Source organism: Micromonospora sp. NPDC049679 (assembly GCF_040659735.1).
GTDB lineage: Bacteria > Actinomycetota > Actinomycetes > Mycobacteriales > Micromonosporaceae > Micromonospora_I.
On sequence record NZ_JBFANZ010000026.1, the window covers coordinates 25,638 to 41,482 of the forward strand.

Consider the following 15,845-nt stretch of genomic DNA (forward strand, 5'->3'; position numbering starts at 1 on the left):
CGCCATGACCAGCGCCGCAACGCCGTTACGGGCCGCGGTGCCCCGGCCGGAGCGGCGGGAGCCGGCGACCGTGGCGCCGGCGTGGATGCCGACCCGCGCGCTCGGCCGGGCGGTGCTCCTGACCGGGCTGCTCCTGATCGCCGGTGTGCTGCTCGGCCGGGTCGACCTCATCGTGCTGGCCACCCCGTTCGCGCTCGGCACGGGATACGCGCTGCGCCGCCGCCCGTCGGCCGCGCCGGAGCTCCGGCTCGCCGCCGACGACGTGCACCTGATCGAGGGCGGGTTGGTCACCGGGACGGTCACCGTCGGCAACCCGGATGCGGTCACCTACGACCTCGTCGTCGTCCGCACCCTCGTCTCGCCCTGGCTGCGGATCGACGCGACCGGGCTCGCCGGGGACGACCGGATGCGCAGCCGGCTCCGCCCCAGCCGCGGCGTGCCGGACCGCCCCTTCGCCGTCGCCGTCTCCAGCGGCGACGAGGTCGACCTGGAGCTGCGCGGCACGGCGCTGCGCTGGGGGCGCCAACCGCTCGGCCCGGCGGCGGCGCGGGTGGCGGCCTGTGACGGACTGCTCGCCAGCCGCCCGGCGCTGACCGGCGTCCGCGGCGTCCGCGTCTACCCGGTCACCGAGCCCTTCGACGCCGATGAGGCGATGCCGCGCGCGGCCGGGCTGGTCGGCGGGCACCGCTCGCGCCGGCCGGGGGAGGGCGGCGAACTGGCCGGGGTGCGCATCTTCGGCCCCGGCGACCGGCTGCGCCGCATCGACTGGCGGGTTTCCCTGCGGGCGCGGCAGTTGCACGTGGCGGCCACGCTCTCCGACCGGGACGCCGAGGTGGTGCTCCTGCTCGACGTGCTCGCCGAGGTGGGGCGCTCGGGTGGCGTCAACGGCAGCGCGTCCGTGCTGGACACCACGGTCCGGTCCGCGGCGGCGATCGCCGAGCACTACCTGCACCGGGGCGACCGCGTCTCGATGCTCGAATACGGTCCGGCCGCCCGCCGGCTCCGTCCCGCCAGCGGCCGTCGCCAATACCTGACCCTGCTGGAGTGGCTGCTCGACGTGCGGGTCGAGCCCTCGCCGTACGAGCCCTACGACCACGTCTTCGGTCCGCACCTGCTCTCCTCCAACGCGCTCGTCGTGGTCCTCACCCCGCTCGTCGACCCGCGTTCGGCGGAGATGCTGGCCCGGCTGGCCCGCTCCGGCCGCGTCGTGGTGGCCGTCGACACCCTGCCGGAGGGGAGTGCGCCGCCGCGGCGCGGGCCGTGGACCGAGGTCGCCCACCGGCTCTGGCGGCTCGATCGCGAGAACACCATCGGTCAGCTCCGCGAGCATGGGGTGCCGGTGGTCGCCTGGGCCGGAGCGGGAAGTCTCGACCTGGTGCTCCGCGACGTCGCCCGGCTCGCGTCCGCGCCGAAGGCGATCGGCCGATGATCGATCGGGTGCTCGCCGTCCGTACCATGGCGGCCCGGGCCACCGTCGCGCCGCTGCTGGTGCGGGTCGGCGTCCTGCTCAGCACGCTGCTCGCCTTCGTGTTCGCGTACCCGGTGGAGATCCTGACCGGTCGGCCCCTGCTGCTCCTGCTGGTCGCGGCCGCGCTGCCGGCCCTCGCGCCGCGCAGCGCCGCGCCGACGTTCGTCGCGCTGGTCGCGGTCGGTGGCTGGTTGCTCTCCACCACCGGGTACGGCGAGCGGATCGTGTTGTGGCGGCTGCTCGGCCTCGCGGCGTTGCTCTACGTCACGCACACCCTCGCGGCGCTCGCCGCGGCGCTGCCCTACGACGCCGTCGTGGCGCCCGAGATGGTGGCCCGCTGGGTGTCCCGTGCCCTCGCCGTGGTGCTCGGGTCGGCGGTCCTCTCCGTGCTGCTGCTCTTCGCGGCGGGGCGGGGCGGCGACCGCCTCTTCGTCGGCGCCGCGCTGGCCGGCCTCGCCGTTGCGGTCGCCGTCGCCGCCCTCCTGGCATGGTTGCTGCGCCGCAGCTAGAGCAGGGTGTGATCGCCCCGTAGCGCAGCTCACACCGGCGTCCTCGGTCACAGAAGGCGGTACGGACGGCGTAACGGACCCATGGCCGGGGAAAGATGGGTCTCGTGAATCCGCAGCGGATCCTTGTCGTCGGTGCCGGGCATGTCGGGCTCTATGCGGCCCTGCGCCTGTCTCAGAAGCTTCGGTCGCGGGAGGCGCAGGTAATCGTCGTCGACCCGCAGCCGCACATGACCTACCAACCGTTCCTGCCCGAAGCCGCGGCCGGCAACATCTCTCCCCGGCACTCGGTCGTGCCGCTCCGCCGCGAGCTGCGCAAGTGCCAGATCGTGGCGGGCGCGGTGACCCGGATCGAGCACGCGCGCAAGACGGCGATCGTGCAGCCGATCATCGGTCCGCCCCGCGAGATCGCGTACGACCACGTGATCGTCGCGCCCGGCTCCGTGTCGCGGACCCTGCCGATCCCCGGCCTGCGCGAGCACGGCATCGGCTTCAAGACCATCGGTGAGGCCATCTACCTGCGTAACCACGTCCTGGACCGGCTCGACGTCGCGGCGGCGACGCCCGACCCGGCCGTCCGGCGGCGGGCGCTGACCTTCGTCTTCGTCGGTGGCGGCTACGCCGGCATCGAGGCGCTGGCCGAGATGGAGGACATGGCGCGGGACGCGCTGCGCTACTACCCGGAGCTGACCCCGGAGGACATGCGCTGGGTGCTGGTCGAGGCGACCCAGCGGGTGCTGCCCGAGGTCGACCGGGACATGGGCGCCTACACGGTGCAGCAACTGCTCAAGCGCAAGATGGACATCCGGCTGGACACGCGGTTGGAGTCCTGCGTCGACGGGGTCGTCAAGCTTTCCGACGGCGACTCCTTCCCGGCCGACACCATCGTCTGGACCGCCGGCGTCAAGCCCTCGCCGATGCTGGACCAGACCGACCTGCCCCGGGACGAGCGCCGTCGGGTGACCTGCCTGCCCACGTTGCAGGTGGTCGACGGTGACCGGGTGGTCGAGGGGGCGTGGAGCGCGGGCGACTGCTCGGCGGTCCCCGATCTGACCGGTCCGCCCGGGGCGTTCTGCTCGCCGAGCGCGCAGCACGCCGTGCGCCAGGCATCACAGCTGGCCGACAACATCCGCGCGGTGATCCGCGGCAAGGCGCCGGTGCCCTACAAGCACAAGCACGCGGGAAGCGTCGCCAGCCTCGGCCTGCACAAGGGGGTGGCCCAGGTGTACGGGATCAAGATGACCGGGCTGCCGGCCTGGCTGATGCACCGGACCTACCACATGAGCCGGATCCCCTCGTTCAACCGCAAGATCCGGGTGGTCGTCGACTGGTCGCTCGCCTTCCTGCTGCGGCGGGAAGTGGTCGCGCTCGGCCAACTGCACGATCCGCGCGAGGAGTTCCTGGAGGCGACCCCGAAGCTGGAGACGGCCCCGAAGCTGGACGCGACGACGCGCGTCTAGCTCCGGGGCCGCCGGCCCGGCGCCTGCCTCAGCGGACCTTCCAGATCCAGGCGTCCGCCACGTGGGTGCCCGGGCCGAACAGCGCCTCCAGCGCGGCGCGCAGGTTCTCGCCGTACGGGGTGCCGTCGGCGAGCGCGAAACAGGACGCGCCCCAGAAGTCGATGTCCAGCTGCGCCTGCTGCCGCTCGAAGTCGCCGACCGTGCGGGTGCCGCCGGTGGCGATGTCGTTGAGCAGCAGTGACGTCGGCTGCTTGTAGGTCCCCATCGACGCCTTGCCCTTCGGCGCGTACGGGCCGATGAAGAAGCCCTCGGGTAGGCCGAACTCCGCGTTGGCGGCCGCTCCCCAGCGCATCGCCCACGGCTGCTTCGGGGTGGGCAGCGGCACCGGAACCAGCACGCCGTCGGGCCGGACGCAGCTGCGCCAGTGTCCCGCGGTGATGAACTCGGGCACCGGCGGACGGTCGGTGGTCGGCAGGGGAGCCGGGAGGATCGGCAGCAGCGCGACCGCCACCACGGTCGGCGCGAGCAGCCGGGTCGACTGCGAACTCGCGCGCAGCGCCCGGTCGACGGCGAGCACCAGCAGGGTCGCGATGAGGGGGATCAGCGCGAGCGCGAACCGCATCGGCAGGGCGCCGTCCACCACGGGCAGCCCGACGAGCAGCGCGTACGGGCCGGGGATGGCGGTGCGGTCCCCGTCGATGACGACCCGCGGCCCCATCGACAGGGCCGCCATCATCAGGGCGCCGGCGGTGCACGCGACGGCCAGCGGGCGCCGGCCGAGCCACAAGGCCGCGGCGATCGCGACGAGGAGCAACGGCCAACCGAGGAAGGTGTTGTATTCCGCCGGTCCCGTGCTGAGCCGGGCCGCCTCCGGCGTGCCGGCCACCGACAGGGGCGAGATCGCGCTCCAGCTCGCGAGGTCGGCGGAGAAGTAGTGCGGGCTGAAAACCCCGTTCGGGACGCTCTGCGGGCCGGAGAACTGGAACCACAGCGGATAGGCGAGCAGCATGATCGCCACCGCCACGGCGATCAGCATGCCGGCGACGAAGCCCGGCAGGACGCGCCGCGCGTACGACGGTCGGGTGGCCGCGTACCCGATCGTCATCACGACCAGGGTGATCGCGGTGAGGAAGAGGACCTCCTCGCCGATGAAGACCTGGGCGGTGACGGTCAGGGCCAGGGCGAGGGCCGAGGTGACGAGGCGGCGCCGGTCCCGGCCGGGCGCGTCGGGACGGGCGAGCGGATCGGCCGCGCGCAGCATCCGGACCACCAACCACACCATGATCGGCACCAGCCAGAGCGCGGTCATGTGCAGATGACTGTTGGACTGGGAGACGATGCCCGGGGCGAAGCCGCAGAATCCGCCGCCGAGGGCGGCCGCGAGGCGGTGCGCGCCCAGGGTGCGGCTGAAGAGCAGGTACCAGGCGATCGCGGTGAGCCCGAGGTTGCCGGCGGCGATCAGCGCGAAGGTCACCGGCACCCCGAACAGGACGGTCACCGGCGAGAGCAGCGTGCCGAGCGCGATGACCGTCGTGTTGGCCATCATGTTGACCCCGTCGGGGGCGTTGAGCCGGTCGCTGAGCAGCGCGAAGTCGCCGAAGAGGGCGCGGCTGTCGGCTGCCAGGAACCACTCGTAGAGCGTCTGGTCCTCGGGGTTGAGCGCGAGCACCCGGGTCGCCGGGTCCGGCCAGAGTCCGTGGGTGACCCAACCGGCCATCACCAGGAAGAGCAGGGAAATCGCGAGGTCGGGGGCGAAGGGGCGCAGTGCCGCCAGGACGCGGCTCCGTCGGGACGGCACGGCGTCCGGGTCGCTGGTCGTGGTCGCCATGGCGGGCTCGGCGTCCTGCGCTGCGGGGGCTGTGCTGGTCACGGATCCGACCCTAGTGCCGAAGGGTTGCCGGGGTGCGCCCCGGTGGGCGTGCACCCGCTACGGTGGCATTCTGCGGGCGCGTGCGCGCGCTCGGGGTGTCGGCGACGGCTCACCCGGGCCCGTGCCGACCGCGGGCCCGGGTGGTGGAACGGCAGACACGGCCGCCTTAAAAGCGGCTGCCGCAAGGCGTGCGGGTTCGAGCCCCGCCCCGGGCACAGGTAATTCTCAGCTGCCGGGTTGCCAGCGATCTCCATAATGTCGATGCGGCGGTTTACTCTTGACTCGCACGCCCATCGTGCACTAACCCCCTGAGGGAGGCTAGAGACAGTGAAGACTTCCAACCCGGTGCTGGCCCGGCTCGGCCAGGCGGCCGAGCGGGAGCGGGCCGCCGGGTATGCGCCGGCCGGCCCGTACGGCCAGCCCGGCTACGCGCAGCCATACCCGTCGGCGGACCCCTACGCGGCGGCTCCGCCCGCCGTCCAGCCGATGACCATCGACGACGTCGTCGTCAAGACCGTCACCCTGCTCGGCATCACCGGCCTGTCGGCGGTGGCGGCCTGGACCCTGATCCCGGACGCCCTGATCGGGGCGGCCTGGATCGGGGCGGCCATCGTCGGGCTCGTGCTCGGCCTGGTGATCTCGTTCTCCCGGATGGCCAACCCGGCGCTCGTCATCGCCTACGCGGTCGTCGAGGGCGCCTTCGTCGGCCTGGTGAGCAAGTACTTCGAGGTGATCGCCGGCTTCCAGGGCATCGTCCTGCAGGCCGTGGTGGCGACCTTCGGGGTGTTCTTCCTGATGGCGATGCTCTACAAGGCCAAGGTCATCCGGGCGACGCCGAAGTTCGTCCGCGGCATGGTCGCGGCGATGGTCGGCGTCTTCGCCGTCATGATGATCAACCTGGTGCTCTCGCTCTTCGGCGTGGAGACCGGGCTGCGCAGCAACGGCGGGCTCGGCATCATTTTCAGCCTGGTCTGCATCGTGATCGCCTCGCTCAGCTTCGTGCTGAGCTTCCACGAGGTCGAAGAGGGCGTGCGGATGGGGCTGCCGCAGCGCTACGCGTGGACTGCGGCGTTCGGCATCCTGGTCAGCCTGATCTGGCTCTACCTGGAGATCCTGCGCCTGCTGAGCTTCTTCCAGGGCGACGACTGACGGTCGCCCGACGCGTTACGTCGACGCCCGTCCCCGTTCCGGGGGCGGGCGTCCGCCGTTTCGGCGTCCGCAGCGGCCCCTACACTGGCTCGCCATGAGCGCAGAGGAGCTGGAGCGGGAGGTCGACCTGCTGATCCGCCGGGTGGCGCACTGGGAAGCGCCGCGCTGGGCGGCCGGGGCGGGGACCGGGGACGTGTCCCGTGCCGAGGTGATGCACGCGCTCGTGCAGCGGGTCGCCGACCGGGCCGCCGGCGCCGAGGGGGAGCCGCACCGGCGGGTGCCGCGGTTGCAGAACGATCTCGTTCTGCCCGACCAGTTGCGGGTGCTCGCCGCGGATCTGATCGCCGCCGATCCTCCGCCGCAGGTGCTCGCCGCGGTCGCGGCCGACGTCGTCGAAACCCGCCGCGTCCTCTAACGCGGGATCCGCGTGATCAGGGAACCCCTCGCGCCGTTCTGCGGCGCGTCGCGGTTCAGCTCCCTGATCACGCGGATCGTGGATCAGCGGTTCGTCAGCTCAGGCGCTCCAGCACCATCGCCATGCCCTGCCCGCCGCCGACGCACATGGTCTCCAGACCGATGCTCTTGTCGTGCCACTGCAGTGAGTTGATCAGTGTGCCGGTGATCCGCGCGCCGGTCATGCCGAACGGGTGTCCGACCGCGATCGCGCCGCCCATCACGTTGAGCTTCTCCAGCGGGATGTCGAGCTCGCGGTAGGAGGGAATCACCTGCGCGGCGAACGCCTCGTTGATCTCGACCAGATCGACGTCGTCGATGGTCATGCCGGCGCGCTTGAGCGCCTGCCGGGACGCCTCGACCGGGCCGAGCCCCATGATCTCCGGGGAGAGCGCGCTCACGCCGGTCGAGATGATCCGGGCGAGCGGCGTGAGGCCGAGTTCGTGCGCGCGGCTCTCGCTCATGATCACCACGGCGGCGGCGCCGTCGTTCAGCGGGCAGCAGTTGGCGGCGGTGATCCGACCGTCCGGACGGAACACCGGCTTGAGCCCGGCCACGCCCTCCAGGGTCACGCCGGCGCGAGGACCATCGTCGGTGCTGACCACCTCACCCGAGGGCAGGGTCACCGGGGTGATCTCGCGGGCCCAGAAGCCGTCGGCGATCGCCTTCTCGGCCAGGTTCTGGCTGCGTACGCCGAACTCGTCCATGTCGGCGCGGCTGACGTCGTACGCCTGGGCCAGGTTCTCCGCGGTCTGCCCCATCGTCAGGTAGATGTCGGGCAGTTCGCCGTCGAGCCGCGGGTCGCGCCACACCTCCGCGCCGGCCTGCGTACGCGCCGCGGAGCGGGCCTGGGCGGCGTCGAAGCGCGGGTTGGTCCAGGGACCGCCCACCAGCTCCTGGGCCTGCGGGGGCAGGGCGTCGGAGTTGCCGCGCGCGTAACGCGAGACGGCCTCCACGCCGGCGGAGATGAAGACATCCCCCTCGCCGGCCTTGATCGCGTGGAAGGCCATCCGGGTGGTCTGTAGCGACGACGCGCAGTAGCGGGTCAGCGTCGCGCCGGGCAGGCCGTCGAGGCCGAGCAGGGTGGAGACCACGCGGGCCATGTTGAAGCCCTGCTCACCGCCGGGAAGGCCGCAGCCGAGGTAGAGGTCTTCGATCTCGGTCGGGTCGAGCTGCGGGATCTTGTCCAGGGCGGCCTGGACGATGGTGGCCGCCAGATCGTCCGGGCGGACGTCCCGCAGCGATCCCTTGCCGGCGCGGCCGATGGGGGAGCGGGCGGTGGCGACGATGACGGCGTTACGGGACGAGTCAGTCGGCATGAACCAACGTTAACCCGTCAGTAACTTGTGGCGGAAGCCGGTCGCACCACCGCGATTACCGGCGGGTGGCGACCGCCGCGGCGTTGGCCACGGCGGGCAGCAGCGCGTGCGCCCAGACCCGGTAGCCGTCCGCCGAGGGGTGGTAGCCGTCGTAGCAGAGCGTGCCGGCGTCGGCCCGGAAGACCGCGCCCGTCTTGGCCGCGAGATCCACCACGGTGCCGCCCCCCGCGACCACCGCCCGTGCCTGCGCCCGCGCGGTCCGTCGCCCCAGCCACCCGGCCACCTGGCGCAGCGGCTGGGCGATCGCCCGGACCGCGCCCAGGTCGGGGCAGGTCCCGACGACCACCTGCACCTGCGCGTCGCGGAGCCGGCGCACCGCCGCCCCGAGGTACGCGGCGGCCTCGCCCGGCCGACGCAACCCGGTCGCGTCGTTGGCGCCGATCAGGATCACGGCCACGTCGGGACGCTCGCCGAGCAGCGCCCGCGCGACCTGGGTGGCGAGGTCGGTCGAGCAGGAGCCGGCGACGCCGACGCTGGAGAGCTGCACCTGCCGATCGCCGGAGCCTTCCTCGGCCAGCAACTCGGCGAGCTGTCCGCCGACCGTGTCCATCGCCCGGTCCACGCCGACGCCGAGCGCGGACGAGTCGCCGAGCAGCACCAGGCGCAGCGGCGGGCCGCCCGTGCGCCCCACCGTGGCACGCAGCCCGAGGCCGAGCTCCGGCTGCGCGTACCGGCGGTTGCGGGCCACGATGGCCTCGCCGGCGAGGAGTGCGGCTCCACCGACCGTGCCGGCGATGAGCGTTATCGTGGCGGCGCGCCCGATCCGCCCGGCGAGGCTGCTCATGCGTTCTCCTCCACTGTGGATGATTTTCCGCCGTCCTCCACCGAGGGGGCGGTGTCGGCCTGCGGCTGCTCGCCGCGGGACGTGCCGAACAGCCAGCTGATCGCCCCGGAATGCAGAGCGAAACGGTGCCGGCGCAGCTGCGCCCACCGGCCGGCGGGGCCACGGTCGCGACCGCCCACCTGCGCGCGACTGACCTCGGTCCCGGCGTTGCGGGCCGCCTCGTGGGCCGCCTGCGGCAGCGACCGCAGCTCGCCCGCGCGTGCCGGCGCCGCGGGTGGTTGCCCGGCCGTCGCCAGCGCGGAGAGGGCGGCCGGCAGCAGCGCGGCGGCGGCCACGGCGTACCCCTCCGCGGAGGGGTGGAACCGGTCCCAGGCGAACATCCTCGCCGGCTCGGCGGCGAATCGCGGACCGAGGATGTTGCCGAGCGACACGGTCCGGCCGCCCGCTTCCACGACCGCGACGGTCTGTGCCGCCGCGAGTTGCCGACTCCACCGCCGGGCGACCCACCGCAGCGGCGGCTTGATCGGCTGGATCGCGCCCAGATCGGGGCACGTGCCGACCACCACCTGGGCGCCGGCGGCCCGCAACTCGCGGACCGCGTCGACCAGATAGCGCACGGCCGTGCTCACCGGCGTGCGGTGCGTGACGTCGTTACCGCCGATCAGGATCACCGCAAGATCCGGCTCACGCTCGAGCGCCGCCTCCACCTGGAACGGCAGACCCGCGGAGAGTGAACCGACCACGGCGAGCCGGTGCAGCCGCACCGGACGGTGCAGCCGGCGGGAGATGCCGGTGGCGAGCAGCGCGCCGGGGGTCTCCCGCGGCCGGTGCACCCCGTAGCCCGCGGCCGACGAGTCGCCGAGGACCACCATCGTGATCGGTGGCCCGGGGAACCTCGCGCCGTAGACGCCGTCGCCGCGCGGGGGTGGCGCCTCGGCCATCGGAATGATGCGTCGGGCCCGCTGCGCCTGCCCGAACAGGACGGCCGAGGCGGTCACCGCCGCCCCCGCGACGACACCGCCACCGACAGCGGCCACCTTGGCGACGCCGAGCGCCACGTCCCACCGCGTCCGCCGCCGTACCGCCGAAACGGCCTCACCCATCGAGCGCCCCCCCGCCTGCCACACGCACCTGCCGCGAGATTATCGCGGCCAGGTGACAAGCGAGCGGTGCGCCGCACGGGGCCGCCGCGGTCAGGTCTGGGATGTGACCCCGCTGGGTAGGTTGGAGATGGTGAATATCGCGGCGCCGTTGGCGGCCATCTGCATCATGGGCGGATATGCCTCATGGACTGAGGAAGAGGGGGCCGGAGATGGGTAAGACACTGAAACGTACGGCCGCGTTCGCGGCGCTCGGACGGGCGTTGACCGCCGGGGCGCGCGGCGGTCCGTCGCTGGGCAAGCGGCTCGCGGCGCTTCCGCGCATGATCGGGGCGACGAGGCGTGGCGAGTACGACGGCGGACTGCGGCTCGCGATGATGGCCGCGGCGACGGTCTACGTCGTCTCACCGATCGACGTCGTGCCGGAGGCGTTCCTCCTGATCCTCGGGCTCGCCGACGACGCCGTCATGATCACCTGGCTCGCCGGCAGCGTGCTCGCCGAAACCGAGCGCTTCCTGGCGTGGGAGGCCGCCCGGCCGACGGTGGTCCCCGGCCGCGTCGTGCGCTGACGACACGTAGGCTTGCCCCGGAGCACGGGACAAAACCGCCGGTCCGCCCCTGTGTCGGCCGCCGTGTCGCGGTCGACCTGGCCGCAGGAGCCGGCGCCTTGAGAAGGGCACAACGAGGTGCGCTACTACGACAACGTCGTCGAGCTGATCGGCAACACCCCGCTGGTGCGGCTGCGCAACATCACCGAGGGCATCTCCGCCACGGTGCTGGCCAAGGTCGAATACTTCAACCCCGGCGGATCGGTCAAGGACCGGATCGCGCTGCGGATGGTGGAAGAGGCCGAGAAGAGCGGCCTGCTCCAGCCCGGCGGCACGATCGTCGAACCCACCAGCGGCAACACCGGAGTCGGGCTGGCGCTGGTCGCCCAGCTCAAGGGCTACCGCTGCGTCTTCGTCTGCCCCGACAAGGTCAGTGAGGACAAGCAGAACGTGCTGCGGGCGTACGGCGCCGAGGTGGTGGTCTGTCCGACCGCCGTGGCGCCGGAGGACCCCCGCTCCTACTACAACGTCTCCGACCGGCTGGCCCGCGAGATCCCCGGCGCGTGGAAGCCCGACCAGTACTCGAACCCTGCCAACACCCGGTCGCACTACGAGTCGACCGGCCCCGAGCTGTGGGAGCAGACCGGCGGGCGGATCACCCACTTCGTCGCCGGCGTCGGGACCGGCGGCACCATCTCCGGCACCGGCCGCTACCTGAAGGAGGCGTCGGACGGAGCGGTGCGGGTCATCGGGGCCGACCCCGAGGGCTCCGTCTACTCCGGCGGCACCGGTCGTCCCTACCTCGTCGAGGGCGTGGGCGAGGACTTCTGGCCGGAAAACTACGACCGGGACATCTGCGACGAGATCGTCGAGGTCTCGGACAAGATGTCCTTCGAGTTGACCCGACGGCTGGCCCGCGAAGAGGGGCTGCTGGTCGGCGGCTCCTGCGGCATGGCGGTCGCCGCGGCGCTCGAGGTCGCCCGCCGGGCCGGGCCCGACGACGTGATCGTCGTGCTGCTTCCGGACGGCGGCCGGGGCTACCTGTCGAAGATCTTCAACGACAACTGGATGGCCCGCTACGGCTTCATGGCGACCGGTGGCACGGAGGCGACCGTGGCCGACGCGCTCGCCGGCAAGCCGGGCGGGATGCCCGAGCTGGTGCACGTGCACCCGACCGAGACCGTGCGCGACGCGGTCGACTACATGCGCGAGTACGGCGTCTCGCAGTTGCCGGTGCTCAAGGCCGAGCCGCCGGTGGTGACCGGCGAGGTGGCCGGCTCGATCGCGGAGAAGGATCTGCTCGACGCGCTCTTCACCGGACAGGCCCACCTGCACGACACGATCGAGCGGCACATGGCCGAGCCGCTGCCGATGATCGGTGGCGGTCAGCCGGTGAGTGAGGCTGTCGCCCTGCTGGAGAGCTCGGACGCGGCGTTGGTGCTGGTGGACGGTAAGCCGAAGGGCGTGCTCACCCGTCAGGACCTGCTCGCCCATCTCGGCGCCCGCTGACCCGACCGCATTTCCCGCGCGCCCCGTCGACGAGGGACTTCCCCGTCGATCAAGGGCTTGTTCACACGGTTCGATCTCCGATGCTGTGAACATCCCCGTGATCGGCCATGGATTTCCTGATCGGCGGGGCGCGCATCATTCGCCGTGGTCGCACATCCTGTCCGACCGCCGGCCGCCACGTGGCGTTTGACTCTGTGTACGGAGGGTCCACGCGGTCGGGCACAAGGCGAGCAAGACCTCAATGGACCAGGGCCGGCACGTTGCCCCTTGGCGTGTGGGCCCCCGCTGACAACTACAGACTTCGCGCAGCGGTGAGCCGCTCCGGTGCTCCGCCAGCACCGCGGCATCCCGCACCGCACCCACCCAAGTCAGGGACCGGCCAGCCTCCGCCGGTCCGACGCCTCCGGCCAGGCGTTCCCGCGGTTTGGGTGGGTAGCCGGGCGAGGGCGCGTGACCAGTCGGTTTCCCCCGCATACATGGGTCACGCGCCCTCGCCCGGACAGGCTCTACAGGGAACGGGTGTAGCGCACCATCCGGGTCACGGCCGTGCCGACCGTGTCGTCCCGTTCCACGCCGTCGGTGGCCCAGCCGCCCCGCTCGTAGAAGCGGCGGGCGCGGGCATTTCCCGCCAGCACCCAGAGCGCCGCCCGTGCCCAACCGGCCCGGCGCAGTGTCGCCAGCGCGTCGACCATCAGCAGCCGCCCCACGCCGCGCCCCACCTCGGCCGGATCGAGGTGGATCGCGTAGAGCTCACCCAGCCCGGGCTCGTCCTCGTCCTGCTCGTACGGCCCGACGTAGCTGAAGCCCGCCAGGTCGCCGTCGCGCTCGGCGACCGTCAGCAGGTGCGTCTCCCGCTCCCACCCCCACCGCTCCGTCCACCAGGCGCCCATCATCTCCGGTGAGATGGCGGCCAACGCCGTTTCCGGAATGATGTCGCGGTAGGCGTCGAGCCGGGAGCGGTAATGGAGCGCGCCGACCGCGGCGAGATCGTCGGCGGTGGCGGGGCGCAGGGAGACGCTCACCGGACGAGCCTAATGCCCGGCGGTCGCACGGCCGGCGGGTGTGGGTCGGTCAGCGACGGGCCGGCACCGGTACCCGCATCAGGTCCTCCGCCACCACGAGATCACCGTCGAAATGCTCCCGCGCCTCGTCGACGAAGCGCGCCGGGTCGTCGTACCGCTGCGAGAAGTGGGTCAGCACGAGACGGCGTACGCCGCATTCGGTCGCGACGTGCGCGGCCTGCGCCGCGGTCAGATGCCCGACCTCGGCGGCGAGCGCGACGTCGGCGCTCAGGAACGTCGCCTCGATCACCAGCAGGTCGACCCCCTCCGCCAGCGCGAACACGTTGTCGCACAGCCCGGTGTCCATGACGAACGCGAGCCGCTGCCCGGGGCGCGGCGCGCTCACCGCGTCGAGGGACACCCGTCGGCCGTCGACCTCGAGCTCGCCGGCGCGGAGCAGTTGCCCGACGGCGGGGCCCCGGATGCCGTGCCGGGCGAGCGCGTCGGGCAGCATGCGGCGCGTGTCGGGTTCCACCAGCCGGTAGCCGTACGTTTCGACGGGATGGCGCAGGCTGCGCGCCTCCAGCGTGCCGATGCCCAGGTCGAAGCGGTGCCCGTCCCGCTCGACCGGCTCCTCCCGCAGTTCGGCGGTCTCGTGGAAGAGCGTGGCGTGCCGCAGCCGGTCGAAGAACCGGGCGTCGCCGGCGGGATAGTGGGCCGTCACCGGGTGCGCGACCCGGTCGAGCGAGAGGCGCTGGATCACGCCGGGCAGGCCGAGGCTGTGATCGCCGTGGAAGTGGGTGACGCAGATCCGGGTCACGTCGCTGGCTGCCACTCCGGCGCGCAGCATCTGCCGCTGGGTGCCCTCGCCCGGGTCGAAGAGGATCCCCTCGGCGGCGGTCGCGCCGGAACTCTGGGCGTCCCAGTGCAGGAAGTAGCCGTTGTGGTTGCGGTGGCGGGTCGGCACCTGGCTGGCCGTGCCGAGCACGACGAGTTCGCGGAGAGACACGGTAGATCTTCACCTACGGAGACAAAAAGCGACCCCCGGGGCTTCCGCGCTGTCGCGCGGGCCGACTGGACTGGGTCGGCACCCCGGGGGTCGGGTGGCTGTCGTGGTTTCGCCGCACCGCTGCCACACGGTCTCGACGAATGGAACTGTCAAGGACAGCGGCTAGCGGACAGCCACCTCACGAGTCCGATTGCTATACAAAGCCTGGACCACCTCCCTTCCCGTGTACGGCCAAACTATCTACGGTCGACGGGCGGCGGCAACGGATTTTTCCAGGATCTATGTGACATTTTCCCTCACGCTCAGGGGAACAAGATCGCGAGCTAGTCGCGCACCCTGGCCACCCCGATGGGGCAGCTCATGCCGTTCGGGCCGTGGTTGCAGTAACCGCCGGGGTTCTTGTCCAGGTACTGCTGGTGGGAGTCCTCGGCGTAGAAGTAGTCGCGCAGCGGGGCGATCTCCGTGGTGATCTCGCCATGCCCGGCGGCCGCCACGACCGGCGCGAACGCCTCCCGTGACGCCTGCGCGGTCGCGAGCTGCTCATCACCGGTCGTGTAGATCGTGGAGCGGTACTGCGTGCCGACGTCGTTGCCCTGACGCATGCCCTGCGTCGGGTCGTGGTTCTCCCAGAACACCTTGAGCAGGTCCTCGTAGCTGATCCGCGCCGGGTCGTAGACGACCTGGACCACCTCGGCGTGACCGGTGAGGCCCGAGCAGGTCTCCTCGTACGTCGGGTTGGGGGTCTGTCCGCCGGCGTAGCCGGCCGAGGTGGAGAGCACCCCCGGCAGCGTCCAGAACAGTCGCTCGGCGCCCCAGAAGCAGCCCATGCCGAAGACGGCGACCTGGGCGCCTTCGGGCCACGGTCCCTTCAGCGGGGTGCCCAGGACGGCGTGCCGGTCGGTGACGGGAATCGGGGTGGACCGGCCCGGCAGGACCTGGTCCGGGGACGGCATGGTTGGCGTGATGTGCCGCAAGAACACGGTGTCTCCTCTCGTACATCTCCAGGATGCACCTCTCGCGGCGTACAACGCCGCGGCGGCCGCCATCCTTACCGGCAGCGCGGCGGTCGGCCACTCCGGCGCCGTGTGGATCAAGGACTTTCGCGCCGATCAAGGGCGTATTCACACGATTGGTGATCAGCTAGCGTGAATTTGTCCTTGATCGACGGGGCGGACGACGGGTGCTACCGATCGGGGACGGCGGCGGCGATCTGTGCGGCGTAGGTGCGGGCCTCGTCGTCGGAGTCGTACTTCCTGCGCGGCCAGAAGAACCCGCGCAGGCCGTCGCCCTTGGTGCGGGGTACGACGTGGGTGTGCAGGTGCGGCACCGACTGGGACACGTTGTTGTTCATCGCCACGAACGTGCCGCCCGCCGCCAGCCCGGTCTCGACCGCGACCGCGAGCCGCTGCACGAGGCCGAAGTAGGTCCCGATCGACCCGGCCGGCAGATCGGTCAGGGTCGGCACGTGGGGGCGGGGCACGACCAGCACGTGTCCCCGGAACACCGGCCGGGTGTCGAGGAACGCCATCCCGGCCGGCTCGTCGGCGACCAGAAACGCCGGGAGCTGGCCGGACACGATGTCGCAGAACACGCACGCCGTCACCCCGGC

At 72.2% G+C, this 15,845-nt stretch carries 15 protein-coding genes and 1 tRNA gene; 8 read left to right on the forward strand and 8 right to left on the reverse strand.

The genetic code is table 11. From position 1 onward, the window contains the following. The first annotated feature begins 85 nt into the window (after positions 1 to 85). The 3 genes from AB0J06_RS17985 (at position 86) to AB0J06_RS17995 (ending at position 3,434) form a co-directional block, all read left to right on the forward strand. Positions 86 to 1,429, forward strand: a complete 1,344-nt coding sequence (locus tag AB0J06_RS17985; RefSeq protein WP_357429909.1) for a DUF58 domain-containing protein — start codon at positions 86 to 88, stop codon at positions 1,427 to 1,429. Continuing rightward, positions 1,426 to 1,977: a hypothetical protein gene (locus tag AB0J06_RS17990; RefSeq protein WP_357429829.1), complete on the forward strand. Its 552-nt coding sequence runs from the start codon at positions 1,426 to 1,428 to the stop codon at positions 1,975 to 1,977. Before AB0J06_RS17985 ends, AB0J06_RS17990 begins: the two co-directional genes overlap by 4 nt. A 104-nt stretch (positions 1,978 to 2,081) precedes the next feature. Beyond that, the gene (locus tag AB0J06_RS17995) at positions 2,082 to 3,434 is read left to right on the forward strand and encodes an NAD(P)/FAD-dependent oxidoreductase (protein WP_357429831.1); all 1,353 of its coding nucleotides are present in this window, start codon (positions 2,082 to 2,084) and stop codon (positions 3,432 to 3,434) included. A gap of 28 nt (positions 3,435 to 3,462) precedes the next feature. Here the strand turns inward: AB0J06_RS17995 and AB0J06_RS18000 are convergent, their stop codons facing one another. Beyond that, positions 3,463 to 5,304 (reverse strand): hypothetical protein, encoded by a 1,842-nt coding sequence (locus AB0J06_RS18000; RefSeq protein WP_357429833.1) that lies wholly within the window; start codon positions 5,302 to 5,304, stop codon positions 3,463 to 3,465. A 134-nt stretch (positions 5,305 to 5,438) separates the two neighbouring features. Between AB0J06_RS18000 and AB0J06_RS18005 the strand changes: the two genes are divergently transcribed. From AB0J06_RS18005 to AB0J06_RS18015, 3 genes are all read left to right on the forward strand, one after another. Continuing rightward, positions 5,439 to 5,519 (forward strand) — tRNA-Leu (locus AB0J06_RS18005). A gap of 112 nt (positions 5,520 to 5,631) precedes the next feature. Then, positions 5,632 to 6,453, forward strand: coding sequence for a Bax inhibitor-1/YccA family protein (locus AB0J06_RS18010; protein ID WP_357429835.1), 822 nt, complete (start codon positions 5,632 to 5,634; stop codon positions 6,451 to 6,453). Between the two features lie 94 nt (positions 6,454 to 6,547). Next, a complete protein-coding gene (locus tag AB0J06_RS18015; protein WP_357429837.1) occupies positions 6,548 to 6,868 on the forward strand; it encodes a hypothetical protein in 321 nt (106 codons plus the stop codon). Between the two features lie 94 nt (positions 6,869 to 6,962). Here the strand turns inward: AB0J06_RS18015 and AB0J06_RS18020 are convergent, their stop codons facing one another. From AB0J06_RS18020 to AB0J06_RS18030, 3 genes are read right to left on the reverse strand one after another with little or no spacing between them, the layout of a single operon-like run. Beyond that, positions 6,963 to 8,225 carry an acetyl-CoA C-acetyltransferase gene (locus AB0J06_RS18020; protein WP_357429839.1) on the reverse strand — a complete coding sequence of 421 codons (1,263 nt, stop codon included), beginning with the start codon at positions 8,223 to 8,225 and terminating at the stop codon, positions 6,963 to 6,965. Positions 8,226 to 8,280: 55 nt separating this feature from the next. Then, positions 8,281 to 9,069: an SGNH/GDSL hydrolase family protein gene (locus AB0J06_RS18025; RefSeq protein ID WP_357429841.1), complete on the reverse strand. Its 789-nt coding sequence runs from the start codon at positions 9,067 to 9,069 to the stop codon at positions 8,281 to 8,283. Then, entirely contained in the window at positions 9,066 to 10,172 is a 1,107-nt protein-coding gene (locus AB0J06_RS18030) for an SGNH/GDSL hydrolase family protein (protein ID WP_357429843.1), read from the reverse strand. The genes AB0J06_RS18025 and AB0J06_RS18030 overlap by 4 nt, the downstream gene beginning before the upstream one ends. A 209-nt stretch (positions 10,173 to 10,381) precedes the next feature. Between AB0J06_RS18030 and AB0J06_RS18035 the strand changes: the two genes are divergently transcribed. Both AB0J06_RS18035 and AB0J06_RS18040 read left to right on the forward strand, forming a co-directional pair. Continuing rightward, a complete protein-coding gene (locus tag AB0J06_RS18035) occupies positions 10,382 to 10,738 on the forward strand; it encodes a YkvA family protein (RefSeq protein ID WP_357429845.1) in 357 nt (118 codons plus the stop codon). A gap of 117 nt (positions 10,739 to 10,855) precedes the next feature. Further along, positions 10,856 to 12,226 (forward strand): cystathionine beta-synthase, encoded by a 1,371-nt coding sequence (locus AB0J06_RS18040; RefSeq protein WP_357429847.1) that lies wholly within the window; start codon positions 10,856 to 10,858, stop codon positions 12,224 to 12,226. A gap of 506 nt (positions 12,227 to 12,732) precedes the next feature. Here AB0J06_RS18040 and AB0J06_RS18045 read toward each other — a convergent pair. From AB0J06_RS18045 to AB0J06_RS18060, 4 genes are all read right to left on the reverse strand, one after another. Further along, the gene (locus AB0J06_RS18045; protein WP_357429849.1) at positions 12,733 to 13,248 is read right to left on the reverse strand and encodes a GNAT family N-acetyltransferase; all 516 of its coding nucleotides are present in this window, start codon (positions 13,246 to 13,248) and stop codon (positions 12,733 to 12,735) included. 49 nt (positions 13,249 to 13,297) lie between these two features. After that, on the reverse strand, positions 13,298 to 14,236 hold the full coding sequence (locus AB0J06_RS18050) for a ribonuclease Z (RefSeq protein WP_357429851.1): 939 nt from the start codon (positions 14,234 to 14,236) through the stop codon (positions 13,298 to 13,300). A 323-nt stretch (positions 14,237 to 14,559) separates the two neighbouring features. Then, positions 14,560 to 15,216, reverse strand: coding sequence for a peptide-methionine (S)-S-oxide reductase MsrA (msrA, locus tag AB0J06_RS18055; RefSeq protein ID WP_357429853.1), 657 nt, complete (start codon positions 15,214 to 15,216; stop codon positions 14,560 to 14,562). 203 nt (positions 15,217 to 15,419) lie between these two features. After that, positions 15,420 to 15,839, reverse strand: a complete 420-nt coding sequence (locus tag AB0J06_RS18060; protein ID WP_357429855.1) for an HIT family protein — start codon at positions 15,837 to 15,839, stop codon at positions 15,420 to 15,422. Between the last annotated feature and the right edge of the window lie 6 nt (positions 15,840 to 15,845).

Excerpts from the sequence above, each read along its gene's own strand:
- AB0J06_RS17985 (WP_357429909.1), top strand. The coding sequence starts at position 86 with ATGCCGACCCGCGCGCTCGGCCGGGCGGTGCTCCTGACCGGGCTGCTC.
- AB0J06_RS17990 (WP_357429829.1), top strand. The coding sequence starts at position 1,426 with ATGATCGATCGGGTGCTCGCCGTCCGTACCATGGCGGCCCGGGCCACC.
- AB0J06_RS18015 (WP_357429837.1), top strand. The coding sequence starts at position 6,548 with ATGAGCGCAGAGGAGCTGGAGCGGGAGGTCGACCTGCTGATCCGCCGG.
- AB0J06_RS18020 (WP_357429839.1), bottom strand. The coding sequence starts at position 8,225 with ATGCCGACTGACTCGTCCCGTAACGCCGTCATCGTCGCCACCGCCCGC.
- AB0J06_RS18025 (WP_357429841.1), bottom strand. The coding sequence starts at position 9,069 with ATGAGCAGCCTCGCCGGGCGGATCGGGCGCGCCGCCACGATAACGCTC.
- AB0J06_RS18030 (WP_357429843.1), bottom strand. The coding sequence starts at position 10,172 with ATGGGTGAGGCCGTTTCGGCGGTACGGCGGCGGACGCGGTGGGACGTG.
- AB0J06_RS18035 (WP_357429845.1), top strand. The coding sequence starts at position 10,382 with ATGGGTAAGACACTGAAACGTACGGCCGCGTTCGCGGCGCTCGGACGG.